This is a genomic window from Sphingomonas sp. (genome assembly GCF_036402235.1).
Classification (GTDB): Bacteria; Pseudomonadota; Alphaproteobacteria; order Sphingomonadales; family Sphingomonadaceae; genus Sphingomonas.
In genome coordinates this window covers 183297-206374 of sequence record NZ_DASWTG010000054.1, presented here as the reverse complement: position 1 = coordinate 206374, position 23078 = coordinate 183297, and the positions used below count along the sequence as shown (strand labels likewise).

Genomic DNA, 23078 nt, shown 5'->3' with positions numbered 1-23078 from the left:
TGGATGGCGGCCGGTGCCGAAATACACAACGGAGGCTCCACGCATGTCTGATCTCTCGCAATTCCCGATCACGAAGCGCTGGCCGGCGCAGCATCCCGACCGCATCCAGCTCTATTCGCTCAACACGCCCAACGGGGTGAAGGCCGGGATCATGCTGGAGGAGACCGGGCTGCCGTACGAGGCGCATCTGATCGACATCGCGGCCGACGACCAGAAGACGCCCGAGTTCCTGAGCCTCAACCCCAATGGCAAGATCCCGGCGCTGATCGATCCGGACGGGCCGGACGGCAAGCCGCTGGCGCTGTTCGAGAGCGGGGCGATCCTGATCTACCTGGCCGAGAAGACCGGCAAGTTCCTCGATCCTGCGCAGCGCTATGAGACGATCGCGTGGCTGATGTGGCAGATGGGCGGCATCGGGCCGATGTTCGGGCAGGTCGGCTTCTTCCACAAATTCGCCGGACGCGAGTATGAGGACAAGCGTCCGTTGCAGCGATACGTCAACGAATCCAGGCGCTTGCTCGGTGTTCTGGACGGGCGGCTTGAAGATCGCGAGTGGACCATGGGTGATTATTCGATCGCCGACATCGCCTCGCTCGGCTGGGTGCGCAACCTGATCGGCTTCTACGAGGCACGCGATCTGGTCGGGTTCGACGATTTCGGCAATATCGCGGCGTGGCTCGAGCGCGGGCTGGCGCGCCCGGCGGTGCAGCGCGGACTGTTGGTGACGGCGAAGGGGTGATCCTGAAGTCCTCCCCCGCCAGGGGGAGGTGGCACGCGAAGCGCGTGGGAGGGGAGGACGGCGGCATGCTATCGAGCGCCCGCATCCTCCCCCTCCGTCAGCCTGCGGCTGACACCTCCCCCTGGCGGGGGAGGATTAAGCGCGCCTCACGCGGTAACCAGCTCCATATCATTCTCGCAGGCGCGCTGGTGCGCCGGGCGGTTGGCGATCCGTGCGAGCCAGGCGTCGATCGCCGCGCTTTCGGGAAAGGCGTGGCGCGCCCAGGCGATCGTCGATCCGGCCATGACGTCGACCGCGGTGAAGCGATCGCCCATCAGATAGGGGCCGTTGGCGAGCGCGGTTTCGAGGCGGCGGATCACCTGGCCGTAGTTGCGCTCCGCGCGCGGATCGCCGCCACCGCCGCCATAAAGGCGCGAGAAGATCACCGGCTCCATCTCGGTCGCCAGCCACATTAGCCAGGCGAGGAAGGGGCCGCGCTCTGCCGAGCCGATCGGGGCGCCGAGACCGGATTCCGCGGCGAGATCGCTGACGTAGACGGCGATGGCGTAGCTTTCGGAGATCACCACGCCGTCATGGACGATCGCCGGCACCTTGCCGTCCGGATGGACGTTGGCGGAATCGAGGCCGCCGCGGCCGTCCACATGCTCGATCGTGACATAGCGCGTCTCGTACGGGAGACCGCTCTCCTCCATCAGCCACATGGTGCGGCCGGAGCGGGTTTGGGGCGAGTGATAGAAGATGAGCATAGCGGCGTCCTTTCCTCTTCCGCCCGGCGGGTGTCGCCGGCGTCGAAACCTGCTACTGCCATGCTGCTGCCAGCATGATGTCAGCAGTATGGCAGTAGGACTGTCGCCGTCCAATCGAACGGGAATCGACCCATGCGCCGCGCCGATCGCCTCTTTCAGATCATCCAGCTGCTGCGGCGGCACAGCCGCCCGGTGACCGCCGATGCGATCGCCGAGGAGCTGGAGACGTCGAAGCGCACCATCTATCGCGATATTGCGACCTTGATGGCGCAGCGCGTGCCGATCCGCGGCGAGGCGGGGATCGGCTATGTGCTCGACAGCGGGTTCGATCTGCCGCCGCTGATGCTGACCACCGACGAAGTCGAGGCTGCGGTGCTGGGTGCGCAATGGGTGAAGGCGCAGGGCGACCGGGTGCTGGCGCGCGCGGCCGAGGATCTGCTCGCCAAGCTTGCCGCGACGGTGCCCGAGAATCTGCGTGCGCTGATCCTCGAGCCGGTGGTCGCGACCCCGCCGCGCTGGGAGGAGCAGGCCGAGCCGGTCGACATGACGCAGTTGCGCTTGTGGTGCCGGCGCGGGCTGAAGCTCGACCTGGCCTATGGCGACGGGGAAGGACGGCGGTCGCAGCGCACCATCTGGCCGTTCCTGATCGGCTATCGCGACGCGGTGCGGATGGTGTTCGCCTGGTGCGAGCTGCGGCAGGATTTCCGCAGCTTCCGCATCGACCGGATCGAGGGTGCGGAGTTCCGCGAGGAACGCTATCCGGACCGGCCGGGCGCGCTGAAAAGCCGTTGGATCAAGATGCAGGAAGCGAAATATCGGGAGGCGAGGTAGCGGTCCCGCCCACACTTCCGTCATCCCCGCCCTTCGACTGCCTGCAAGGCAGGCGCTCAGGATAAACTTCGGCCAAAGGCCGAAGGCGGGGATCCATTCGCCGTGACGATGCGGATCGAGCCTCGACGGCAGGATGAATGGATTCCCGCCTTCGCGGGAATGACGGGGAAGAGGCGGTGAGACATTCTGCAACGAATGCCTGTTCCTGAATCGTTCCACTGCTGCTAAGCGGGATTCATGGCCAAGCTTCAGAAGCGCTACGTCTGTCAGCAATGCGGATCGGTCGCGTCCAAATGGGCGGGGCAATGCGGCGATTGCGGGGACTGGAACACGCTGGTCGAGGAGGCCGGCGCGGTGGTGACGCCGTTCCAGGCCAAGCATAACCTGCAGGGCGGCGGGCGGATGATCTCGCTCTCCGGCCTCGATGCCGACGTGCCGCTGCCCGAGCGGATGCCGACCGGCATCGCCGAGCTCGACCGCGCGCTGGGCGGCGGGTTCGTGGAGGCGAGCGCGACGCTGATAGGCGGCGATCCGGGGATCGGCAAGTCGACGCTGTTGCTACAGGCCGCTGCGAAGATGGCGTTGCAAGGCCTTGGCGTTGCGTATGTTTCGGGCGAGGAAGCCGCTGATCAGGTGCGGCTGCGCGCGCGGCGGCTGGGCCTCGGCAACGCGCCGGTGCAGCTCGCCGCGGCGACATCGGTGCGCGATATCCTGACGACGCTGGGCGGCGCGGCGGCGCCGCGGCTGCTGATCATCGATTCGATCCAGACGATGCACAGCGACCTGATCGAGGGCGCGCCGGGCACGGTGAGCCAGGTGCGCGCATCGGCGCAGGAGCTGATCCGCTTCGCCAAGGAGCGCGGGACGGCGGTGGTGCTGGTGGGGCACGTCACCAAGGACGGCAGCCTCGCCGGACCGCGCGTGCTGGAGCATATGGTCGATACCGTGCTGGCGTTCGAGGGCGAGCGCAGCCACCAGTATCGCATTCTGCGCGCGGTGAAGAACCGGTTTGGCGGCACCGACGAGATCGGCGTGTTTTCGATGCAGACGGAGGGACTGACCGAGGTCGGCAACCCCTCCTCGCTGTTCCTCACTAGCCGCGACGAGAGCGTGACCGGGACGGTGGTGTTCCCGGCGCTGGAGGGCACGCGGCCGGTGCTGGTGGAGATCCAGGCGCTGGTGGTGCGGCTGGCGAGCGGCGCGACGCCGCGGCGCGCGGTGGTCGGCTGGGACAGCGGGCGGCTCGCGATGATCCTCGCGGTGCTGGAGGCGCGCTGTGGCCTCAGCTTCTCGACCAGCGAGGTCTATCTCAACATCGCCGGCGGCTATCGCGTGCAGGATCCGGCGGCGGACCTTGCGGTCGCGGCGGCGCTCGTCTCCGCGCTGTCGGAGCGCCCGGTCGCGGCCGACGCGGTGGCGTTCGGCGAGATCGCGCTGTCGGGCGAGGTGCGCCCGGTCGCGCATGGTGCGCTGCGGCTCAAGGAGGCGGGCAAGCTCGGCTTCACCCGCGCGCTCGCCCCCGCCGCGCAGGGCAAGGAGGGGACGGTCGCGCTGACCGGGTTCAAGAGCCTGGGCGGGTTCGTCGAGCATATGCTGGGACGGTGATTTTGGTTCACGCGAAGGCGCGGAGGCGCGAAGAGGTCCTATTCGGCGCGAAGCGCCCCTAAAGCGGCAGAACCACCTCTTCGCGCCTCCGCGCCTTCGCGTGAACCAATCTTTCACTGAGGTCTCTCCCTCACCCCTGCGACGACAGCTTCATCAGCACCAGCCCGCCGACGATCAGCACCGCCGCGAGGATGCGCATCGGCGTCGCCTGTTCGCCGAGCACCGCGATGCCGACGACGAACGCGCCGACCGCGCCGATGCCGGTCCAGATGGTGTAGGCGGTGCCGAGCGGGAGCGACTTCATTGCCAGCGACAGCAGGGCGAAGCTGGCGGCCATGGTGGCGAGCGTGGCGATCGACGGGCCGAGCTTGGTGAAGCCATCGGACTGCTTCATCAGAAACGCCCAGGCGATTTCGAGCAGGCCGGCAACGGTGAGATAGATCCAGGGCATGGCAGCTTCCTTTTGAGGGCTGCCGGGCCGTCCCGGACTTGATGCCTGCAACGCAGGGAAGGACGTGGCCTTCGGGCGGTCAGGTAGGACCGGCCGGCATCGGGGTCAAGACGCTACACCGATCGCTTGACCGGCGGGCGGCGCGTGCCGAGCGCGGCGAACACGCCCGATCCGGCGATCACTGCCATGCCGGTGAGGCCCCATTCGTCCGGGACATGGCCGAACACCAGCCAGCCAAGCAGCCCGGCCCAGAGCAGCTGCGCATAGTTGGCGGGGGCGAGGATCGACGCGGGGGCGTGGCGATAGGCGGCGGTGAACAGGAAATGGCCGAACCCGCCATAGACGCCGGTGCTGATCAGCAGCAGCGTCTCGAACAGGCTTGGTTGCGGCCCGCCCATGAACCACGGCGCGGCGATGCCATAGACGATCGTCCCGACCAGTGCGGAGTAGAAGAGCAGGGCGATGGTGCTCTCGCTGGCGGTGAGCACGCGCGACAGGAGCTGGTAGGCGGTCGTGGTCGTCATCGCCACCAGCGCCCAGAAGATGCCCGTCGCGTCGAGTCCACTGCCCGGGCGCGCGATCAGCAGGATGCCGGCGAACCCTGTCGCCGCGGCGAGATAGCCGCTGGTGCTGACCCGCTCGCCGAGCAGCGGGCCGGAGGCCAGGATCACCAGGATCGGCGCGACGAAGATGATCGACATCGTCTCGGCGACGGGCATGCGCTGCAGCGCGAAGCCCGCGGCGAGCGTGCCGAGCGCGAGGGTGCAGGCGCGCAAGATGACGAGGCCGGTGCGCCGGGTCCGCGCCATCTCCCGCCCGTGGAACGGCGCGAGCAGCGCGGTCATGAGAACGAGGTTCACGGCATAGCGGACCGCCGCGATCAACGGCACGGGATAGGATGCGGCGAGATATTTGATCGTCGTGTCCATGCACGCGAACAGCATCAGCCCCGCCATGAAGAGCGCGATGCCGCGAAGCGTGTGATTGGTGTGCATGGCGAAACTCCCCCGCGAGGACCGGTCGAGCGCCGCGCGGGGAGGGGCGGCACGCCTTGGCGCCCTAAAGCAAAACGAGGCTTCGACAAGCCCCGTCCGCCCGGTATGAGGAGCCGGTGACAACGGGGGACTCATGGGACTGACCGCGATCGATATCATCGTGCTGATCTCCGTCGGCGGGGCGGCGGTGCTGGGCGTGATGCGCGGCTTCGTCACCGAAGTGCTGTCGCTGATGGCGTGGCTGCTGGTGGTGGTGGCGCTGAAATTCCTGCACACCCCGCTTTCCGCCGCGCTGGCCGGGGCGGTGGGGACGGTGCAGGGGGCGGCGGTGCTGGCCTTCGCGCTGATCGCCGGGATCACCTTTTTCGGCGGACGGCTGGTCGCCAACGCGATCGGATCGCGCACGCGCAGCGGCCTGCTGGGACCGGTCGATCGCGCGCTGGGCTTCGGCTTCGGCGCGGTCAAGGGCCTGATCCTGGTGAGCCTGGGCTTCCTGCTCGTCACGCTGGCGGTGGACACGGTGGGCGGCGGGCCCTCCGAGCGGCCGGATTGGATGACCCAGTCGCGTACCTACCCGCTGCTCAACGCGACGAGCGCGAGCATCGCCGAGTTCGTCGACAAGCGCCGCCGCGGCGAGCCGGTGTTCGCCGCGGAAGAAGGCAATGCGAGCCTTGCGAACGCGACCGCGCGGGATACATCGGGCGAATGAACGCGCCGCTCTACAATACGCAGATCCTGCGGCTCGCAGCCTCGATCCCCTTCCAGGCGCGGCTCGCCGATCCGATGGCGAGCGTCGAGAAGCGCTCGCCGGTCTGCGGCAGCCGGGTGACGGTCGACGTCGATCTGGACGCGGACGGGCGTGTCGCAGCGATCGGGATGGTGGTCCATGCCTGCGCGCTCGGACAGGCATCGGCATCGCTGATGGGCGCCCATGCCGTCGGCCGCACGCTGGAGGAGCTGGAAACCGCCCGCGACGCGCTCACCGCCTGGCTCGCCGGGGAACGGGGTGCGCCGCCCGAATGGCCGGGGCTCGAGATCTTCACCCCGGCGCTGCCGCACAGCGCGCGCCACCCGTCGATCCGGCTCGGGTTCGAGGCGGTGGCCGAGGCCGCGCGCCTCGCCGCGAAGGTGCGCGTCTGATGGAGCACGGCGCCACCGCCCACAACTATATCGCCGAATATGCGCCGCTGTTCGGCTTCGCGCTGGTGTTCGTGCTGATCTTCCGCCGCATGGGGCTGGGCGCGACGCTGGGCTATCTCGTCGCGGGCGCGCTGGTGGGGCCGCAGTTGCTCGACCTGGTCGGCGACGCGCAATCGAAGATGGTGATTGCCGAGTTCGGCATCGCGCTGCTGCTGTTCCTGGTCGGGCTCGAGCTCAGCCCCGCGCGGCTGTGGCGGATGAAGAACGACATTTTCGGCTTCGGCCTGCTTCAGGTGGTGCTGTGCGGCATCGCGATCAGCGCGGTCGTCGCGTTCGGCGCGGGCTTCTCGCCCGCCGCGGCGCTGGCGCTGGGGCTGCCGCTCGCGCTGTCCTCGACCGCGCAGGTGCTGCCGATGCTGCAATCGGCCGGACGGATGCGCACCCCGTTCGGCGAGCGCGCCTTCTCGATCCTGCTGTTCCAGGACCTGTCGATCGTCCCGCTGATCACGATCATCGCGGTGATGAGCCGCAATCCCGCCGACGCTGGCGGGCCGCCGGGGTGGCTGCTGGGTCTTTACACCGTGGTCGCGATCACCGGCCTGGTGCTCGCGGGGCGCTACGTCCTGCGGCCGCTCTTCCGGCTGATCGGCAATTGGGGCGAGCGCGAGCTGTTCGTGTTCGCGGGGCTGTTCACCGTGGTCGCGAGCGCGGCGCTGATGCAGTCGCTGGGCCTATCGACCGCACTCGGCGCGTTCGTCGCGGGCGTGATGCTCGCCGACAGCCCGTACCGGCACGAGCTGGAGGCAGATATCGAGCCGTTCCGCTCGATCCTGCTCGGGCTGTTCTTCCTGTCGGTCGGCATGCTGCTCGACCTGACGGCGATCGCCGAGCGGCCGTTCTTTGTGCTGGCGATGGCGCTGGCGCTGATCGCGACCAAGGCGGTGGTGATCACCGGCCTCGGCCTCGCCTTCCGCATGGGCTGGCGGCAGGCGCTGGCGCTGGGCCTGCTGCTCAGCCAGGGCGGCGAGTTCGCCTTCGTGCTGTTCGCGCAGGCGCAGGGTGCGCAGTTGATCGCGCCGGAGGCGGTGAGCGTGTTCAGCGCGGTCGTCACGCTATCGATGGCAACCACGCCGTTCCTGATGATGTTCACCCGACGCTTCCGTGCCGAGGAAACCGCGCCGCAGGGGGAGCGCGAGGGGCCGGTGGCGGACGGATCGAACGCGATCATCATCGGCTATGGCCGGTTCGGCCAGACCGTCGGGCAGATGCTCAACGCGCAGGGGATCGCGGTGACGCTGATCGACACCGATATCGAGATGATCGACATCGCCGGGCAGTTTGGCGCCAAGGTCTATTATGGCGACGGCACGCGGCTCGACCTGCTGCGCCAGGCGGGGGCGGGCGAGGCCGAGCTGATCCTGTTCTGCCTCGACGGCGATCAGGTGAGCGCCGAGCTGGTCGAGGCGGTGCACGAAGCCTTCCCGGAGGCGTCGATCTTCGTGCGCGCCTATGACCGGCGCGCGCTGCTCAAGCTCAAGGGCGGATCGGCTGCGGGGGTGGTGCGCGAAGTGCTCGAATCGGCGATCGTTATGGCGCGGCGCGCGATGGACGCGGTGGGCGTCGATGCGCAGGAGATCGACCGCACCGAGGATCTCTACCGCCGCCGCGACCGCGAGCGGCTGCGCCTCCAATATGAGGCGGGCGATATCCGCGCCGCGCGCGAGACGATCATCAGCAACCCAGAGCTGCGTTTCTCGGCGGGACGCGAGAAGCCCGAGCCGCTCGAGCCCAAAGCTTCGTCGGACACGGATTGCGGATGAGCTGGCTGGTGATCCTTGCGGCGCTCTCGGGCGCCATCGCGGTGGGGGCAGGCGCATTCGGGGCGCATGGCGCGAGCGGCGAGGCGCAGGAATGGCTCAAGACCGGCGGGCAGTATCAGCTGATCCACGCGGTCGCGGCGCTGGTCGCGGCGCAGATGGGGGCGAAGGGGCCGGGCTGGTTGTTCGTCGCGGGCGGCGCGCTCTTCGCGGTGACGCTCTACGCAATGGCGCTGGGCGGGCCGCGCTGGCTGGGCGCGATCACCCCGATCGGCGGAACCGCGTTGATTATCGGGTGGTTATGGCTCGCATGGAGCGCGGCGCGCTGACGATGTAGGGGGCAGGATGCAGCGGGGGCTGACCGGGATTGCCATCATATCGCTGACGCCGCTGGCGGCGTGCACCGATCAGGCCTCGAACCCTGCACCGCCGCGCCTCAAGGAGCCGCTGGTCCTCAAGGAGCAGGCTTCGACGATCCGCATTCCCGTGGCGATCCCGATCGCCGAGCTGGAAAGGGCGATCAACGACGAGGTGCCGCAGGTGCTCGAGCGGATCGACGAGCCGCAACAGGCCTGCATCAAGACCAAGAGCAAGCTGCTGCCCGACATCAGCTGCCGGCTGGTCGGCACCGTGCGCCGCGGGCATATCCGGCTGACCGGATCGGGCAACGTCCTGCGGCTGTCGATGCCGATCAATGCGGTGGTGCGTGCCGAGAATATCGGCAAGATCATCAAGCGCGAGACCGCGACCGGGGCGATGAACGTCACCGCGCGGGTGACGCTGGGGTTGAGCCGTGACTGGCGGCCCCACGCCAAGGTCGATGCGGACTACAGCTGGACCAACAAGATCGGGATCGATTTCCTCGGGCGGCGGATCACCTTCGCGTCCAAGGTCGATCCCAAGCTGCGCCAGATCCTGTCGGGGCTTGAGCGCACGCTGCCCCGCCACCTCGACAGCGTGCAGGCGCGCGCGCAGGTCCAGCGCATCTGGGCCAAGGGCTTCACCTCGGTGCGGGTCAAGACCGATCCGCAGATCTGGGCGCGCTTCACGCCGGAGCGCGTCGGCTTCTCGGGCTATTCGGTGCAGGGGGGCAACCTTGTCGTCGGTTTCGCCGCGCAGGCCAGGACCGAGACGGTGCTGGGCGAGCGCCCCGCCGATCCGCCGGTGACGCCGCTGCCCAATCTGATGGGGCACCTGCCGGGGCGCGGGATCAACGTGCATGTGCCGGTGCTGGTGCTCTATGACCTGCTCGAGCGCGCGGCACTGCAGGAGCTGCAGAAGCCGGAGTTTCGCGCGGTGGAGCTCAAGGGCGGGCTCAAGGCGAGCGCGGACTATCATCGCGTCACCATCTACGGCACGCCGCAGAACCAGGTGGCGGTAGGCGTGGACATGACGCTCAGGACCGGGACGGTGACGACCAAGGGGACCGTCTGGTTCGTGGCAAAGCCGGTGATCGATATCGAGAAGCGTGTCGTCGGCATCCGCGACCTCGTCGTAGCGGGGGACACCGACAGCAAGGCGTTCAACCTGCTACTTCAGGCGGTCAACCAGACCAGGCTGCGCGACCGGATGATGGCTGCGGTGCGCTACGACTTCACCAGGGACTATGACGACGGGCTGGCGAAGGCCGATGCCTGGCTGGCGGAGCAGCCGTTCGAAGGCTTCGTGTTCAAGGGCGATATGGGTGAGGCGCATATCCGCAACGTCCGCCTCGCGCCCGAAGGGTTTCTGGTCGAGGCGGATGCCACGGCGACCGCGGCGATGACCCACAATCCGCGCCGCGCGGCAGTGCTGGTCGCCGAACGGCGGGCCAAGCGAGCGGCACGGGAGCGGGCGAAGGCGCTGGAAGCGGCGAAGGGCGGGAGCTAACCCAGCTTCACCAGGTTGAGCGCCGGGAGCGGGCCGCCGGGGAACTGGACCAGCCGCCCGCCGGTGGCGAGATCGCCGAGGTCGATCCCGAAAAAGCCGAGCCGCTCGATCAGCCGCGCGACGTGTGCCTTCGCCCCGGCATCGTCGCCCGAAAAGAACAGCACGCGCCGGCCTCCATCCGCCTGCGGATCGGCGCGCAGCACCGGCGGGGGCAGGTGGTTGAACGCCTTCACCACGCGCGCGCCGGGGACGAGGTCCGCGAACACCGCGCTCGACACGCGACCGCCGAGATCGGCGGGCTCGAACAGCGGCGCTTCGATCGGGTTGTTGGCATCGACCACGACCTTGCCGCCGAAGTCGAGGCTGGCGAGCGCGGCCGGGATCTTCGACCAGGGCACCGCGACGACGACGATATCCTGTTCGGCGGCCTGCTCGACCGTCCCGGCGGTCAGCACCGGGCCGAGCTCGTCGGTCAGCGCCCTGAGGCTTTCCGGTCCGCGGCTGTTGGCGATCACCGCGGGGATCATCGCGCGGCTGAGGATGGTGGCGAGCGCCGCGCCGATCGATCCGGCGCCGATGATTCCGATGGACATGATGCTTCTCCTTGAAACCGAGCTTGAAGTTCAGGCGGTAAGCCCGCCATCGACCACGATGTCTGCGCCGGTGACGAAGGCGGCGTCGGGGCCGGCGAGGAAGGCGACGACGCTGGCGATCTCGGCCGGTTCGCCATAGCGGCCGACCGCGATGCCGGGACCGATGATCGCCGCGACCGGGCCGTCGGCGGGGTTCATGTCGGTATCGGTCGGGCCGGGATGGACGGTGTTCACCGTGATCCCCTTCGGTCCCAGATCGCGCACCAGGCTGCGGTTGAAGCCGGTGATCGCACCCTTGGTCAGCGTGTAGAGCGAGGCGGTGGGGAAAGCGGCGTAGCGAGTCATCGAACTGCCGATATGGACGATCCGTCCCCCCGGCTTCATGTGGCGCACGGCCTCCTGCGTCGCGACGAACACGCCGGTGACGTTGACCGCGATCATCCGCTCATAGCTGTCCATTGACAGCTCCTCGATCGGCCCGCCAAGGCCAAGCCCGGCATTGTTGACGAGGATGTCGATGCCGCCGAACGTCTCGACGGTTTTCGCGACGGCAGCGCGGACCGCGGCGGGATCGCCGGCGTCGGCGCGGATCGCGATCGCCTTGCCGCCTGCAGCCTCGATCTGCGCGACGACTTCGTCGGCCCTTTCGGGTGAAGCGGAATAGGTGAGCGCGACATTGGCGCCGTCCGCTGCCAGGCGGCGGGCGATGGCCGCGCCGATCGAGCGCGAGCCGCCGGTGACGAGGGCGGTCTTTCCGGTGAGGGTCTTCATGGGGTCGGTTCCTTTGCGTGGGTGACGCACCGGATATCGCCTGCTTATTCCATTTTGATTAGTCGGTAATTGCTGTCATCATCTTCAAAGAAGGATTGAAGATGGAAACGCTCGCCAATCTCGAAAGCTTCGTGCGCAGCGCCGATGGCGGCAGCTTCTCCGCGGCGGCGCGGCGGCTGGGCCTCAGCCCGGCGGCGGTGAGCCGCAATGTCGCGATGCTCGAGCGCAACCTTGGCGTGCGGCTGTTCCAGCGGAGCACGCGGCGATTGTCGCTGACTGAGGCAGGGGAGCGGTTCCTGGCCGGGGTGCGCGGCAATCTCGAAGGACTGCAGGCGGCGATCGAGGCGGCGGGGGAGGATGCGGAACCTGCTGGCGTGTTGCGCCTTTCGCTCTCCCCAGCCTTCGGCGCGGCATATATCCTGCCGATGCTGCCCGCCTTCCTCGCGCGCTATCCCCGTGTGCGCGCGGAATGGGTGTTCGAGAACCGCGCGGCCGATCTGGTGGGGGAGGGCCTGGATGCGGCGATCGGCGGCGGGTTCGATCTCGCGCCAGGGCTGGTCGCGCGCACGCTGGCGCCGGCGCATATCGTCGCGGTAGCCGCGCCCGGCTATCTGGCCGGGCGGGACTTGCCGTGCGATCCCTCTGGCCTCAGCGAGATGGACGGAATCCTGATGCGCCCGGCGCGCACCGGGCGGGTGCGGCACTGGGCGATGCGTGATGCGAGCGGGGCGGAGATGCTCGCCGCGCCGCGCGAGAGCGTGGTGTTCAACGATCCAGGCGCGATGGTGCAGGCCGCGGTGCTGGGCATGGGCGTGACGCTGGCCGCGGTGCCGGACGTGCTACCCTATCTGGAGCGCGGCGAGCTGGTGCGGCTCTGCCCCCGCTGGTGGGCGGATGCGGGGGCGATATCGATCTATTATTCGGGCCGCGCCCTGCTCCCGGCGCGCACCCGCGCCTTCGTCGATCACGTTGCGGCGGCGTTCCGCACGCAACGCCTGCCCGAACGGCTCGCCGGGAGCGTGGGTTAGCTCCCCTCGAGTATCCGCGACACCGCCATGACCGTCACCGGGTGGTAGCCCGGCTTCGCTTTCTCGAAGATGGGCTGTGCGATCGGCATGCCCCAGTTGCCCTGCGCCTTGAGTCCGCGGTAGAGCGGGGTCACCAGCAGGTTGCGGCCGACGCGCGTCAGATATTCCTCAAGCGCCGGTACGATCGGATCGTAGCGGTTGGCGATGGCGAGGTCGAACCAGGCGGACTGGATATAGGCGTTGGTCGACCGGGTCAGGCCCAGCGCGTCGTCGAGCTCCTTGAGACGCGCGGCGCTCTGCTGGCGGGGCAGATTGTCGAGCAGCCGCTTCCACTGCTGGGTCTGCCAGCCGTCGGTCTTGATCGCAGAGGCCGGGCCGCCCGCGTTGAACGCCGCCAGCATCGCATCGACCTGCGCCAGCGTCTCCGACTTCACATGCACCGCGTTGGACGGAATGCCCGGCTCGAACACCCAGCGATCGAGCTGGAGCTTGGCCTCGAGCGCGCGGCCTTCTTTGGTTTCGCCCTTGATCAGATGCTTGCGCAGGTCGGCGAGGAAGCCCGCGCTGGTCTGCGGCTGGAAGGCGTGACGGTCGAAATAGCCCTTGAGATAGGCATCCCACTTCGCCCGGCCGACGGTGAACTCGATCGTGCGCAGGAAGGTGCTGCCCTTTAAGTAATCCAGCTGCCCGGCGCTGTCGCCGGGGTCGCCGTGCAGCCGCGTGCTCTTGGCCATGTCGCCACCGGCATTCTTCACGTCGCGGACCATCCCGGCATAGTCGAGGTCGGAGTAGATCGACGCGCGCTCCTTGCCATAGAGCGCCTCCATGATGCGGTTCTCGAAATAGGTGGTGAAGCCCTCGTTGAGCCAGCTGTCCGCCCAGGTCGCGTTGGTGACGAGGTTGCCCGACCAGCTGTGCGCCAGCTCGTGCGCGACCACGTCGGTGTTCGAGCGGTCGCCGGTGAGCAGCGTGGGGGTGAGGAAGGTAAGGTTCGGGTTCTCCATCCCGCCATAGGGGAAGGAGGGCGGGAGGACGAGCATGTCGTAGCGGCCCCAGCGATAGGGGCCGTAAAGGGCCTGCGCGGCGTCGATCATCTTCTCGACATCGCCGAACTCGGCGACCGCGGCGTCGAGCATGCCTGGCTCCGACCACACGCCCGAGCGTGGGCCGATCGCCTTGAACTTGAGGTCGCCCACCGCGATCGCGATGAGGTAGGGCGGGACTGGATTGTCCATCACAAAGCGGAAGGCGCGCTTGCCGCCCGCCACCGGGGTCCCGGCGGGGGTCTCGGCGCGGGCGCTCATCGCCGCGACCAGCCCCTCGGGCACGCGCACCGTTGCGCGCCAGGTCTGGCGGATGCCGGGGCTGTCCTGAGTCGGGATCCAGCTGCGGTTGTTGATCGCCTGTCCCTGACTGAACAGGAACGGCTTGGCCTTGCCCAGCGTCTGCTCGGGGGTGAGCCATTGCAATGCGCTTGCGTTGGGGCCGGAGCGATAGTCGATCCGGATCTTCTTCGCGCCATTGAGTTGAATGGTCAGCGCGCTGCCGTTCGGACCGATCGCATAGGGCAGCGTGCCGCCCTTCCCGTCGGTGATCGACGTAATCTTGAGATCGACTGCGTCGAGCACGATCTCCTTCGCACCCTTTGCCGCCAGCACGTCGAGCGTCGCGGTGCCGCCGATCGTCCTGCTGTCGAAATCGACGTCGAGGTCGAGGTCGACATGCGTCACCCGCGCTTCGGCGGGGCGGGCGTTGGTGAGGACGTCCTTCGCCTCCGGCGTGGTCAGGATCGGCGCGACCTTCTGCGCAAAAGCGGGGGAGGTGGCGGTGGCGAGCAGCAGGGCTGCGAGGGCAAGGTTACGCATGGGCTGTGTTGCTAGGCCGGGTTGGTATCGTTCGCAACCGTGCAGGGTGGCGCCGCGCGGATGGCGGCGATAGGCTCGCGCCATGCAGCACGTCATCCAGCACGCCGCCCAGCAATCCATCCAGCCGGTGGGGGAGCAGCTTCGCCACTGGCGCGCGCGGCGGCGCCTCAGCCAGCTTGACCTCGCGATGGAGGCGGGCATCTCGCAGCGGCATCTGAGCTTCGTCGAGAGCGGGCGCTCGCGGCCGGGGCGCGACATGGTATTGCTGCTCGCCGAGAGCCTCGAGCTGCCGCTGCGCGAGCGCAACCGGCTGTTGCTCGGCGCAGGGCATGCCCCGCATTTCGCCGAACATGCGCTGGAGGACGAGGCGCTGGCCGATGTGCGCGCGGCGATGATGCTGATCCTCAAGGGGCACGAGCCGTTTCCGGCGCTGGTGGTCGATCGCGGCTGGAACCTCGTCGCGCACAACGATGCGGTCGGGCCGTTGCTCGTCGGCGTGGCGCCGTGGCTGCTGGCGCGGCCGTGCAACGTGCTCAAGCTCAGCCTGCACCGCGAGGGGCTGGGGCCGCGTATCGTCAATTATGGCGAGTGGCGGGCGCATATCCTGTCGCGGCTGCGGCACGAAGCGAAGGCGACCGGCGATGCGGCGATCGAGACGCTGCTCGCCGAGCTGGAGGCGATGCCCTCTCTCGAACCGCGCCGCCAGCCGCCCGCGGTGACCGCAAGCCCCGTCGTGCCGCTCAAGCTGCGTACCGAAGCAGGCGACTTGTCGTTCCTCTCGACCACCACGGTGTTCGGCACGCCGCAGGACGTGACGCTGTCGGAGCTAGCGATCGAGGCCTTCTATCCCGCCGACGCCGCGACGCGGGCCGCGCTGGGGCGCTGACACTTCCGCGCCGCTCATGCGTTCTTCTTCGTGAAGGAGAAGTGCGATGAACGATACGATCGACAGCCCGCATCCGATGATCGCGTCGGACCGGGTCGAGGGAACCGCAGTGTACAACCGCAACGGCGACCGGCTGGGCACGGTCGAGCGCTTCATGGTCGACAAGGTCTCGGGTCAGGCGGAATATGCCGTGCTGGCGTTCGGTGGCCTGTTCGGGATCGGCCACCGCCACTATCCGCTGCCGTGGCAGGCGCTGACCTATGAGCCTGAAAGAGGCGGCTATGTGGTCGATGTGACCAAGGAGCAGATCGAAGGCGCGCCGGGCTATGACGCCGAGGGCGAGGAGCCGAAATATGATCAGGCGTATCGGGAGCAGGTCTACACCTACTATGGCTTCCCTTACATCTGATCCTTATGGGGCAACCGCCAGCGGCCGGTCTCCATCCAGCGCAGCAGCGGCTTCAGCGGCAGGATCCAGACGATCCCGGTGAAGACGTAGAAGGCCAGCTGGACGAGCACCGGCCATTGGCCGACGTTGGCGGACAGGCTGGCGACGCCGACGCACCAGATCAGGATCAGCGCGATGATCGCGAAAGCGCCGGCGGGCTTGCGCCACGAAGGGGCTGGCGTCATGCCACCACCTCGCCATAGGCTGCGGCCTCGGTGACCACGCCATGGAGCGCCATGTCCCACGGATCGGTGGCGAGCGCCTGGACCCGCTGGACCGACCAGGCGATCCCGATCCGCCACGCGTCGGGCAGCCGCTCGAACACACGGTCATAGTGACCTGCGCCTTGCCCAAGCCGGTTGAGCGCGGCGTCAAAGGCGAGCAGCGGGGCCAATACGATATCAGGATCGGCCTCGCGCGCCTCGTCCGACGGCTGGCGCAGGCCGAGCGGGCCGTCGATCAGCGGCTGATCGGGCTGCCATTCGAAGAAGCGCACCGGCGATTCGCGACTGGTCACATGCGGAAGGACGATCGTGCAGCCGCGTTCGCGCGCCGCAAAGGCGATCGCGGTCGGGTCGGCCTCGCTGCCGATCGGGACATAGCTGGAGACCGTAACGCCCGGCGCAAAGCGGGCGAGCAGGACGGAGGGCGGCTCTATCACTCCGCCGATCGTCATCGCGAACTCGTCGCGCAGCGCGCGCATCCGGGCGCGAAGGGTCGGTTTATCGTCCATCGCGGAAGTCCGAATGCGTCAGAAACTCGTGTGGCGGGACCACCATGGGCCGTTGGCTGTGATATCCACTGACGCCCAAAACGTCAGGTGGGGACCATATGCTTCAGGCCTGGACCTGGGCAGGGACAGCCCCCGTGGATGATGAATAGCCTCAGGGATGATCGTAAGCTCGTACCGGGCAGAACCCGCCGTCAGCCGATTTAGGGATTTTCGGCGCGATCCTCAAGGGCTGCGGCAACCGATTCGAGCCGGTCGGCAAGATTGTCGAGCAGCACCGGGGAGACGCCGCCGGGCGGATTGCGCTCGGCCTCGTCGTACAGGTCGGCCAGGATCAGCGCGAGGAACAGCATCGTCCGCTCGCCCGAAAGCCCGCCCGAGGCGTGCAGTGCGGTCTCCGCGTGCTTGTTCAGGATGCCTTCGAGCCGCTCGAGATGCACTTCCTCCCCATCGCGGCAGGCGATGGTGTGGCTGCGTCCGGCGACGGTGAGGGTGATCTGCCCCATTACTCGGCCGCCTGCTTCTCGATCAGCGCGTCGAGCGCTTCGATCGCGTCCTCGACTTTCTCACGTAGCGCGGCGTGGCGGCGCGCGAGCGCGTCCGCGTCGAACGCGCGTTTTGCCGCTGCTGCCTCGATCCGCGCGAGCGCGCGCTCGATCCTCCCGAGCGCAGGGGATGCCGCCTCCACCATGTTGGCGTGGATAGGCACGCTTTACCCGCCTCGCAAGCCCTCGCGGTTGACGCGCGCGCCCGCTCGCCCCATTGGCACGCCACATTCGATTCGCCGGGTCAGGCGGGATGCGGGCCCGGCATCAGGGGACTCGCCGTGACCGTTTCGTTCAGTGATCGCGCCAACGCCATCCGCGCGCTCGCGATGGATGCCATCGAGGCCGCCAATTCGGGTCACCCGGGCATGCCCATGGGCATGGCCGACGTCGCCACCGTGCTGTTCAGCGATTACCTCAAATACGATCCGGCCGATCCGAAATGGGCCGATCGCGACCGCTTCGTGCTGTCGGCGGGGCATGGCTCGATGCTGATCTACGCGCTGCTCAACCTCACCGGCTATGCGCGCCCGACGATCGAGGACATTGCCAACTTCCGCCAGGTCGGCAGCCCTTGCGCCGGCCACCCCGAGAATTTCGAACTGCCGGGCGTCGAATGCACCACCGGCCCGCTGGGCCAGGGCCTGGCCATGGCAGTGGGCATGGCGATTGCCGAGCGGCACCTCAACGCCGGCTTCGGCGATGATCTGGTCGATCATCGCACCTGGGTGGTCGCGGGAGACGGTTGCCTGATGGAAGGCATCAACCACGAGGCGATCGGCCTTGCCGGGCATCTCAAGCTCGGCCGCCTGATCGTGCTGTGGGACGACAACAACATCACCATCGACGGCAAGGTGGAGCTGTCGTCGAGCGAGGACATTCCCGCACGCTACGAAGCGACCGGCTGGCATGTCGTGGCGTGCGACGGCCATGACCCGGCGAGCATCAAGGCGGCGTTCGACGCCGCGATCGCCGATGAGCGCCCCACGCTGGTCCGCTGCAAGACGATCATCGGCAAGGGCGCGCCCAACAAGCAGGGTACCTCGGCCACGCACGGCGCGGCGCTGGGTGCCGAGGAAGTCGCCGCGGCGCGCGTCGAACTGGGCTGGAGCCATGCGCCGTTCGTGGTGCCCGACGACATCCGCGCCGCCTGGCTCGACGCCGGCAAGCGTGCTGCGGAGCCTCACGCTGGATGGAAGGATCGTCTCGCAAATCATTCGGATCGTGAAGAGTTCACGCGCCGCATGGCAGGCGACCTACCCGATGGCTTCGCGCTCGATAGCTATATCGAAAGCCTGCTCGCCGATCCCAAGAAGGTCGCGACGCGCACCGCCAGCCAGATGGCGCTCGACGTCATCAACGCGGCGCTGCCCGAGACGATCGGCGGCTCGGCCGATCTGACGCCTTCGAACAATACGCTGACCAAGGGGCTGCAGGACTTCACCGCGCAGAACCGTGCTGGCCGCTATGTCCGTTATGGCATCCGCGAGTTCGGCATGGCCGCGGCGATGAACGGCATGGCGCTGCACGGCGGCGTGCTGCCCTATGGCGGCACCTTCCTCGTCTTCTCCGACTATGCGCGCCCGGCGATCCGCCTCTCGGCGCTGCAGAATGCCCGCGTCGTCTATGTCATGACGCACGACTCGATCGGCCTTGGCGAGGATGGCCCGACCCACCAGCCGGTCGAGCATGTCATGTCGCTGCGCCTGATCCCCAACCTCGAGGTGTGGCGCCCGTGCGATGTGGTCGAGACCGCGGAAGCCTGGAGCGCGTCAGTCGCGCGCAAAGATGGGCCGTCGCTGCTCGCGCTCTCGCGCCAGAACCTTCCGCAGCTGAGCTCGGGTGGCGCGGCGAAGGGTGGCTATCGCCTCCAGGCTGCGCAGGCCGAGCGCAAGGTCGTGCTCATCGCCACCGGCTCCGAGGTCGAGATCGCGGTCGCGGTGCGCGCCGAGCTGGAAGCACAGGGGATCGGCGCCGACGTGGTGTCGCTGCCCTGCTGGTCGCGTTTCGACGCGCAGGGCGAAGCCTATCACGACGACGTGCTGCCGCGCGACGTGCTGCGCGTCTCGATCGAGGCGGGCACGACCATCGGCTGGGAGCGTTACACGGGCATTCACGGGCTGCGCTTCGGCCTCGACCGGTTCGGCGCGTCGGGCCCCGGAGCCAAGCTCTACGAACATTTCGGGCTGACCGCGGCGGCGATCGCTCCCCAGATTATCGAACGACTGAAGGCCTAGGAGGATTTTGATGACGAAGGTTGCGATCAACGGGTTCGGACGCATCGGCCGGCTGGTGGCGCGCGCCATCCTCGAGCGGCCCGACAGCGGCCTCGAGCTGGTGACGATCAACGATCTGGCGGACGCCAAGTCGAACGCGTGGCTGTTTTCGCGTGACAGCGTGCACGGCCGCTATCCGGGCACGGTCGAGGCGCACGGCGACGACATCGTCGTCGACGGCAAGCGCATCAAGGTGACCAAGGAGCGCGACCCCGCCAACCTGCCGCACGCCGCCAACGGCGTCGAGCTGGTGCTCGAGTGCACCGGCTTCTTCACCGACCGCGAGAGCTGCCAGAAGCATCTCGACGCCGGCGCGAAGAAGGTGCTGATCTCGGCTCCGGGCAAGAATGTCGACCTGACCGTCGTCTATGGCGTCAATCAGGACAAGCTGACCGCGGAGATGACGATCGTCTCGAACGCGTCGTGCACCACCAACTGCCTCGCCCCGGTCGCCAAGGTGCTCAATGACACGATCGGCATCGAGCGCGGGCTGATGACCACGATCCACGCCTATACCAATGACCAGAAGATCCTCGACCAGATCCACCCGGACCTGCGCCGCGCCCGCGCTGCGGCGATGAGCATGATCCCGACCACCACCGGCGCCGCGCGCGCGGTGGGCGAGGTGCTGCCAGAGCTCAAGGGCAAGCTCGACGGCTCGTCGGTGCGCGTGCCCGTGCCGGACGGCTCGCTGATCGACCTGACCTTCACGCCCAAGCGCGACACCACCAGGGAAGAGGTCAACTCGATCCTCAAGGCGGCGTCGGAAAGCGGTCCGCTGAAGGGCGTCCTGGCCTTCTCGGACGAGCCTTTGGTGTCGATCGACATCGTCCACACGCCTTATAGCTCGACCGTCGACAGCCTCGAGACCGCGGTGATCGACGGCAAGCTCGTCCGCGTCGTCAGCTGGTACGACAATGAATGGGGCTTCTCGAACCGCATGGTCGACACCGCGGCGACGATGGCGAAGCTGGGGTAATGGGCCGGATCGCCGGCATCGCCCGCCACGCGTTCTCCAAGGCGCCGATGGAGACCATCGATCGCGCCCGGGTGACGCTTGAGAGCGGCATTGCCGGCGATTTCCGCGGCGCGATGAAGGGCAAGCCGCATAAGCGCCAGGTCACGCTGATCGAGGCGGGCGACTGGGCGACGGCGATGGATCTGGTGGGGCACAACATCCCCTGGGAACAGCGCCGCGCCAATTTGCTGGTCGAGGGGCTGGATCTGCCACAGGTCGCGGGCAAACGGCTGCGCATCGGTGACGTGGTGCTCGAAGTGACGGTCGAGACCGAGCCGTGCGAGCGAATGGAGGCGCTGGCCGAGGGGCTGCGCGCCGCGCTGACGCCCGACTGGCGCGGCGGCATATGTACGATGGTGATCGCCCCCGGCGAGATCGCGGTGGGCGACGAGATCAGGATCGAAGAATGAGCGAGCGAGCCTTCAAGACGCTGGACGATATGGGCGACGTCACTGGCAAGCGCGTGCTGGTGCGCGAGGACCTGAACGTGCCGATGGCCGGCGGTCATGTCACCGACGACACCCGTCTGCGCGCCGCGGTGCCGACCGTCAGCGAGCTCGCCGACAAGGGCGCGATTGTCCTCGTCCTCGCCCACTTCGGCCGCCCCAAGGTGCCGAGCCCCGAGTTATCGACCGCGCAGCTCGTCCGCCCGTTCAGCCAGGTGCTCGGCAGCCCGGTCCGCTACATCGACTGGGAAAGCGACATCGAGTCGACCGCGACGCTCCAGCCCGGCGACATCGCCGTCCTGGAGAACACCCGCTTCTTCGGCGGCGAGGAGAAGAACGATCCCAAGGTGATCGACCGCTTCGCCGCGCTCGGCGACTTCTACGTCAACGACGCCTTCTCCGCCGCGCACCGCGCCCACGCCTCGACCGAGGGGCTGGCGCACCGTCTTCCCGCTTTTGCCGGCCGCCAGATGGAGGCCGAGCTCGACGCACTCGACAAGGCGCTGGGCAACCCCCAGCACCCGGTCGCGGCGGTGGTCGGCGGCGCCAAGGTCTCGACCAAGCTCGATGTGCTCAAGCACCTCGTCGGCCAAGTCGACCACCTGATCATCGGCGGCGGCATGGCCAACACCTTCCTCGCCGCGCGCGGAGTGAATGTCGGCAAATCGCTCGCCGAGCATGACCTCGCCGGCACCGCGGAGGGGATCTTCGAGGCGGCCGAGAAGGCGAACTGCACGATCCATCTGCCCTATGACGTGGTGGTGTCGAAGGAATTCGCCGCCAACCCGCCCAGCCTTCGCACCTGCAATGTCCATGAGGTCGCCGAGGACGAGATGATCCTCGATGTCGGCCCGGCGGCGAGCGAGGCGCTGGCGGACGTGCTCAAGAATTGCCGCACCTTGGTGTGGAACGGCCCGCTCGGCGCGTTCGAGACCAAGCCGTTCGACACCGCGACGATGGCGCTCGCTCACACCGTCGCGGCGCTGACCAAGGAAGGGTCGCTGGTCTCGGTCGCGGGCGGCGGCGACACCGTCGCGGCACTCAACCAGGCCGGCGTGGCGGACGACATGAGCTTCGTCTCGACGGCGGGCGGCGCCTTCCTCGAATGGATGGAAGGCAAGGAGCTTCCCGGCGTCGCGGCGCTCAATGGTTGAGGCCGTTTCCGGCGCGAGCGAACCGCGCGTCCGCGCGCTGTTCGCCACGCCGGTGATTGCCGAAATATGGCAGGATGCGCCGCGCTGGAATGCGGCGCTCAAGGCTGCGATCCTGGCGCGAAGCGGTCAGGATCGCGGGGTGAGCAAGTCCAATCTTCACGGCTGGCAATCGGGCACCGATCTCGACCGATGGGGCGGTGAGGCGGCGTTGGCGTTGCGCGATCATGCGATCACACGCTCGCGCGAATATGCGGTCGATGCGCTGGCCGGAACCCGCGAGATCAGCTGGGTCGCCGAGATGTGGGCGAATGTCTCGCGGCGCGGTGCCGCCAATCAGACCCATGCGCATCCGGGCAGCTTCTGGTCGATGGTCTATTATGTCGATGACGGCTATGCCGGCTCGCCGGACAAGGCGTTGGGCGGCGAGCTCTCCTTCCTCGACCCCCGCTTCCCGATGGTGCGGATGGCTGCGCCGGATCTGCGCTATCGCCGCGATGACGGATCGGTGGACAATCAGGAAGTGTGGATGCGCCCGCGCGCTGGCCTCGTTGTGATGTTTCCGTCATGGCTGATGCATTCGGTGCGGCCCTATGCCGGGCAGGGAACGCGTATCTCGATCGCGATCAATATCCTGGCGCGCGACGCATGAGCGCTCCCACGGTGCAGCAATTCTTCGAGGCGCCGCTGATCGCGCAGCAGCTCGAAGCGCCGGATCACGACGCTGTGGTCGTCGCAGCGCTCGCGCTCGCTGAACGCTACACGATGGATGTGAGCCAGCCCGCAGCACCGCGCTTCGTCTGGGCGGCCGATGCGCGTGAGGTCGTGCTGGCCCCTGGAGAGCATCAGCCGCTCGCGACCTCTCCCGGTAATTTCTGGGTTGCGGCCGGTTGCATCGATCCCGGCGATGGCGCAGGCGGTCTGATGATCGAGGATCCCCGGCTCGCTACCGCGGCAGCGGGGGTTCCGGGTCTCGATGTGACGACCGAGCCACCGGCTGAGACGGTCGCGCCCGTTGCTGGCGAGCTGATGCTGTTCCAGGCCTTTCTCCGCCACGGATTCGTCAATCCGGGCGCGGCGCCGCAACGCTGGATACTGGTCGGGTTGCGGCCGAAGGCGGTTCGCTAG

Annotated in this window: 27 protein-coding genes; 17 read left to right on the top strand and 10 right to left on the bottom strand. The window is 68.0% G+C overall.

All coding sequences use genetic code 11. The features are described 5' to 3' along the window. Positions 1 to 43: 43 nt before the first annotated feature. On the top strand, positions 44 to 739 hold the full coding sequence (locus VGD28_RS11715; protein WP_331028520.1) for a glutathione S-transferase N-terminal domain-containing protein: 696 nt from the start codon (positions 44 to 46) through the stop codon (positions 737 to 739). A 146-nt stretch (positions 740 to 885) separates the two neighbouring features. Here the strand turns inward: VGD28_RS11715 and VGD28_RS11710 are convergent, their stop codons facing one another. Beyond that, complete coding sequence (locus VGD28_RS11710; protein ID WP_331028519.1) at positions 886 to 1485, bottom strand: glutathione S-transferase family protein; 600 nt, start codon at positions 1483 to 1485, stop codon at positions 886 to 888. Positions 1486 to 1617: 132 nt separating this feature from the next. On the opposite strand from VGD28_RS11710, the gene VGD28_RS11705 reads away from it, so the two are divergent. Next, complete coding sequence (locus VGD28_RS11705; RefSeq protein WP_331028518.1) at positions 1618 to 2316, top strand: YafY family protein; 699 nt, start codon at positions 1618 to 1620, stop codon at positions 2314 to 2316. A gap of 237 nt (positions 2317 to 2553) precedes the next feature. Beyond that, positions 2554 to 3921 (top strand): DNA repair protein RadA, encoded by a 1368-nt coding sequence (gene radA, locus VGD28_RS11700; RefSeq protein WP_331028517.1) that lies wholly within the window; start codon positions 2554 to 2556, stop codon positions 3919 to 3921. Positions 3922 to 4051: 130 nt separating this feature from the next. Here the strand turns inward: radA and VGD28_RS11695 are convergent, their stop codons facing one another. Both VGD28_RS11695 and VGD28_RS11690 read right to left on the bottom strand, forming a co-directional pair. Continuing rightward, entirely contained in the window at positions 4052 to 4372 is a 321-nt protein-coding gene (locus tag VGD28_RS11695) for a multidrug efflux SMR transporter (protein ID WP_331028516.1), read from the bottom strand. Between the two features lie 113 nt (positions 4373 to 4485). Continuing rightward, a complete protein-coding gene (locus tag VGD28_RS11690; RefSeq protein ID WP_331028515.1) occupies positions 4486 to 5367 on the bottom strand; it encodes a DMT family transporter in 882 nt (293 codons plus the stop codon). Between the two features lie 133 nt (positions 5368 to 5500). On the opposite strand from VGD28_RS11690, the gene VGD28_RS11685 reads away from it, so the two are divergent. From VGD28_RS11685 to VGD28_RS11665, 5 genes are read left to right on the top strand one after another with little or no spacing between them, the layout of a single operon-like run. Further along, the gene (locus VGD28_RS11685) at positions 5501 to 6076 is read left to right on the top strand and encodes a CvpA family protein (protein WP_331028514.1); all 576 of its coding nucleotides are present in this window, start codon (positions 5501 to 5503) and stop codon (positions 6074 to 6076) included. After that, on the top strand, positions 6073 to 6507 hold the full coding sequence (locus VGD28_RS11680) for an iron-sulfur cluster assembly scaffold protein (protein ID WP_331028513.1): 435 nt from the start codon (positions 6073 to 6075) through the stop codon (positions 6505 to 6507). The genes VGD28_RS11685 and VGD28_RS11680 overlap by 4 nt, the downstream gene beginning before the upstream one ends. Then, positions 6507 to 8327 carry a cation:proton antiporter gene (locus VGD28_RS11675; RefSeq protein WP_331028512.1) on the top strand — a complete coding sequence of 607 codons (1821 nt, stop codon included), beginning with the start codon at positions 6507 to 6509 and terminating at the stop codon, positions 8325 to 8327. The genes VGD28_RS11680 and VGD28_RS11675 overlap by 1 nt, the downstream gene beginning before the upstream one ends. Continuing rightward, entirely contained in the window at positions 8324 to 8653 is a 330-nt protein-coding gene (locus VGD28_RS11670; RefSeq protein WP_331028511.1) for a DUF423 domain-containing protein, read from the top strand. The genes VGD28_RS11675 and VGD28_RS11670 overlap by 4 nt, the downstream gene beginning before the upstream one ends. Positions 8654 to 8669: 16 nt before the next feature. Beyond that, a complete protein-coding gene (locus VGD28_RS11665) occupies positions 8670 to 10193 on the top strand; it encodes a DUF4403 family protein (protein WP_331028510.1) in 1524 nt (507 codons plus the stop codon). Here the strand turns inward: VGD28_RS11665 and VGD28_RS11660 are convergent. Both VGD28_RS11660 and VGD28_RS11655 read right to left on the bottom strand, forming a co-directional pair. Then, complete coding sequence (locus tag VGD28_RS11660) at positions 10190 to 10789, bottom strand: NADPH-dependent F420 reductase (protein ID WP_414714496.1); 600 nt, start codon at positions 10787 to 10789, stop codon at positions 10190 to 10192. The genes VGD28_RS11665 and VGD28_RS11660 overlap by 4 nt on opposite strands. 27 nt (positions 10790 to 10816) lie before the next feature. Further along, positions 10817 to 11557 (bottom strand): 3-oxoacyl-ACP reductase family protein, encoded by a 741-nt coding sequence (locus VGD28_RS11655; RefSeq protein ID WP_331028508.1) that lies wholly within the window; start codon positions 11555 to 11557, stop codon positions 10817 to 10819. 101 nt (positions 11558 to 11658) lie between these two features. Between VGD28_RS11655 and VGD28_RS11650 the strand changes: the two genes are divergently transcribed. Then, positions 11659 to 12585, top strand: a complete 927-nt coding sequence (locus tag VGD28_RS11650; protein WP_331028507.1) for a LysR family transcriptional regulator — start codon at positions 11659 to 11661, stop codon at positions 12583 to 12585. On the opposite strand, the gene VGD28_RS11645 is transcribed toward VGD28_RS11650, so the two are convergent. Then, positions 12582 to 14450 (bottom strand): M1 family metallopeptidase, encoded by a 1869-nt coding sequence (locus VGD28_RS11645; protein ID WP_331028506.1) that lies wholly within the window; start codon positions 14448 to 14450, stop codon positions 12582 to 12584. The two genes, VGD28_RS11650 and VGD28_RS11645, sit on opposite strands and share 4 nt — an antisense overlap. Before the next feature lie 82 nt (positions 14451 to 14532). Between VGD28_RS11645 and VGD28_RS11640 the strand changes: the two genes are divergently transcribed. Further along, positions 14533 to 15336 (top strand): helix-turn-helix transcriptional regulator, encoded by an 804-nt coding sequence (locus VGD28_RS11640; RefSeq protein WP_331028505.1) that lies wholly within the window; start codon positions 14533 to 14535, stop codon positions 15334 to 15336. A gap of 46 nt (positions 15337 to 15382) precedes the next feature. Continuing rightward, entirely contained in the window at positions 15383 to 15745 is a 363-nt protein-coding gene (locus VGD28_RS11635) for a PRC-barrel domain-containing protein (protein ID WP_331028504.1), read from the top strand. On the opposite strand, the gene VGD28_RS11630 is transcribed toward VGD28_RS11635, so the two are convergent. The 4 genes from VGD28_RS11630 to VGD28_RS11615 all read right to left on the bottom strand — a co-directional run bounded on the left by VGD28_RS11630 (position 15736) and on the right by VGD28_RS11615 (position 17223). Beyond that, positions 15736 to 15969 (bottom strand): DUF2842 domain-containing protein, encoded by a 234-nt coding sequence (locus VGD28_RS11630; RefSeq protein ID WP_331028503.1) that lies wholly within the window; start codon positions 15967 to 15969, stop codon positions 15736 to 15738. The genes VGD28_RS11635 and VGD28_RS11630 overlap by 10 nt on opposite strands. Next, positions 15966 to 16517: a 5-formyltetrahydrofolate cyclo-ligase gene (locus VGD28_RS11625; RefSeq protein WP_331028502.1), complete on the bottom strand. Its 552-nt coding sequence runs from the start codon at positions 16515 to 16517 to the stop codon at positions 15966 to 15968. The genes VGD28_RS11630 and VGD28_RS11625 overlap by 4 nt, the downstream gene beginning before the upstream one ends. Before the next feature lie 200 nt (positions 16518 to 16717). Then, positions 16718 to 17020: a cell division protein ZapA gene (locus VGD28_RS11620; RefSeq protein WP_331028501.1), complete on the bottom strand. Its 303-nt coding sequence runs from the start codon at positions 17018 to 17020 to the stop codon at positions 16718 to 16720. After that, positions 17020 to 17223, bottom strand: a complete 204-nt coding sequence (locus VGD28_RS11615) for a hypothetical protein (RefSeq protein WP_331028500.1) — start codon at positions 17221 to 17223, stop codon at positions 17020 to 17022. Before VGD28_RS11615 ends, VGD28_RS11620 begins: the two co-directional genes overlap by 1 nt. A gap of 117 nt (positions 17224 to 17340) precedes the next feature. Here VGD28_RS11615 and tkt point away from each other — a divergent pair, with 117 nt between their 5' ends. Genes tkt through VGD28_RS11585 form a run of 6 tightly spaced genes read left to right on the top strand, consistent with a single transcriptional unit; the run spans position 17341 to position 23078 of the window. Continuing rightward, the gene (tkt, locus tag VGD28_RS11610; RefSeq protein WP_331028499.1) at positions 17341 to 19296 is read left to right on the top strand and encodes a transketolase; all 1956 of its coding nucleotides are present in this window, start codon (positions 17341 to 17343) and stop codon (positions 19294 to 19296) included. Between the two features lie 7 nt (positions 19297 to 19303). After that, positions 19304 to 20314, top strand: a complete 1011-nt coding sequence (gene gap, locus VGD28_RS11605) for a type I glyceraldehyde-3-phosphate dehydrogenase (protein WP_331028498.1) — start codon at positions 19304 to 19306, stop codon at positions 20312 to 20314. Beyond that, entirely contained in the window at positions 20314 to 20763 is a 450-nt protein-coding gene (locus tag VGD28_RS11600; RefSeq protein ID WP_331028497.1) for an MOSC domain-containing protein, read from the top strand. The genes gap and VGD28_RS11600 overlap by 1 nt, the downstream gene beginning before the upstream one ends. Continuing rightward, positions 20760 to 21953 carry a phosphoglycerate kinase gene (locus VGD28_RS11595; protein ID WP_331028496.1) on the top strand — a complete coding sequence of 398 codons (1194 nt, stop codon included), beginning with the start codon at positions 20760 to 20762 and terminating at the stop codon, positions 21951 to 21953. Before VGD28_RS11600 ends, VGD28_RS11595 begins: the two co-directional genes overlap by 4 nt. Then, complete coding sequence (locus VGD28_RS11590; protein ID WP_331028495.1) at positions 21946 to 22602, top strand: 2OG-Fe(II) oxygenase family protein; 657 nt, start codon at positions 21946 to 21948, stop codon at positions 22600 to 22602. The genes VGD28_RS11595 and VGD28_RS11590 overlap by 8 nt, the downstream gene beginning before the upstream one ends. Then, positions 22599 to 23078 carry a hypothetical protein gene (locus VGD28_RS11585; protein WP_331028494.1) on the top strand — a complete coding sequence of 160 codons (480 nt, stop codon included), beginning with the start codon at positions 22599 to 22601 and terminating at the stop codon, positions 23076 to 23078. The genes VGD28_RS11590 and VGD28_RS11585 overlap by 4 nt, the downstream gene beginning before the upstream one ends.

Bases quoted from the DNA above. Each gene is read 5' to 3' on its own strand.
- VGD28_RS11715 (WP_331028520.1), top strand. From the start codon at position 44: ATGTCTGATCTCTCGCAATTCCCGATCACGAAGCGCTGGCCGGCGCAG.
- VGD28_RS11710 (WP_331028519.1), bottom strand. From the start codon at position 1,485: ATGCTCATCTTCTATCACTCGCCCCAAACCCGCTCCGGCCGCACCATG.
- VGD28_RS11705 (WP_331028518.1), top strand. From the start codon at position 1,618: ATGCGCCGCGCCGATCGCCTCTTTCAGATCATCCAGCTGCTGCGGCGG.
- radA (WP_331028517.1), top strand. From the start codon at position 2,554: ATGGCCAAGCTTCAGAAGCGCTACGTCTGTCAGCAATGCGGATCGGTC.
- VGD28_RS11695 (WP_331028516.1), bottom strand. From the start codon at position 4,372: ATGCCCTGGATCTATCTCACCGTTGCCGGCCTGCTCGAAATCGCCTGG.
- VGD28_RS11690 (WP_331028515.1), bottom strand. From the start codon at position 5,367: ATGCACACCAATCACACGCTTCGCGGCATCGCGCTCTTCATGGCGGGG.
- VGD28_RS11685 (WP_331028514.1), top strand. From the start codon at position 5,501: ATGGGACTGACCGCGATCGATATCATCGTGCTGATCTCCGTCGGCGGG.
- VGD28_RS11680 (WP_331028513.1), top strand. From the start codon at position 6,073: ATGAACGCGCCGCTCTACAATACGCAGATCCTGCGGCTCGCAGCCTCG.
- VGD28_RS11675 (WP_331028512.1), top strand. From the start codon at position 6,507: ATGGAGCACGGCGCCACCGCCCACAACTATATCGCCGAATATGCGCCG.
- VGD28_RS11670 (WP_331028511.1), top strand. From the start codon at position 8,324: ATGAGCTGGCTGGTGATCCTTGCGGCGCTCTCGGGCGCCATCGCGGTG.
- VGD28_RS11665 (WP_331028510.1), top strand. From the start codon at position 8,670: ATGCAGCGGGGGCTGACCGGGATTGCCATCATATCGCTGACGCCGCTG.
- VGD28_RS11655 (WP_331028508.1), bottom strand. From the start codon at position 11,557: ATGAAGACCCTCACCGGAAAGACCGCCCTCGTCACCGGCGGCTCGCGC.
- VGD28_RS11650 (WP_331028507.1), top strand. From the start codon at position 11,659: ATGGAAACGCTCGCCAATCTCGAAAGCTTCGTGCGCAGCGCCGATGGC.
- VGD28_RS11645 (WP_331028506.1), bottom strand. From the start codon at position 14,450: ATGCGTAACCTTGCCCTCGCAGCCCTGCTGCTCGCCACCGCCACCTCC.
- VGD28_RS11640 (WP_331028505.1), top strand. From the start codon at position 14,533: ATGCAGCACGTCATCCAGCACGCCGCCCAGCAATCCATCCAGCCGGTG.
- VGD28_RS11635 (WP_331028504.1), top strand. From the start codon at position 15,383: ATGAACGATACGATCGACAGCCCGCATCCGATGATCGCGTCGGACCGG.
- VGD28_RS11630 (WP_331028503.1), bottom strand. From the start codon at position 15,969: ATGACGCCAGCCCCTTCGTGGCGCAAGCCCGCCGGCGCTTTCGCGATC.
- VGD28_RS11625 (WP_331028502.1), bottom strand. From the start codon at position 16,517: ATGGACGATAAACCGACCCTTCGCGCCCGGATGCGCGCGCTGCGCGAC.
- VGD28_RS11620 (WP_331028501.1), bottom strand. From the start codon at position 17,020: ATGGGGCAGATCACCCTCACCGTCGCCGGACGCAGCCACACCATCGCC.
- VGD28_RS11600 (WP_331028497.1), top strand. From the start codon at position 20,314: ATGGGCCGGATCGCCGGCATCGCCCGCCACGCGTTCTCCAAGGCGCCG.
- VGD28_RS11595 (WP_331028496.1), top strand. From the start codon at position 20,760: ATGAGCGAGCGAGCCTTCAAGACGCTGGACGATATGGGCGACGTCACT.
- VGD28_RS11590 (WP_331028495.1), top strand. From the start codon at position 21,946: ATGGTTGAGGCCGTTTCCGGCGCGAGCGAACCGCGCGTCCGCGCGCTG.
- VGD28_RS11585 (WP_331028494.1), top strand. From the start codon at position 22,599: ATGAGCGCTCCCACGGTGCAGCAATTCTTCGAGGCGCCGCTGATCGCG.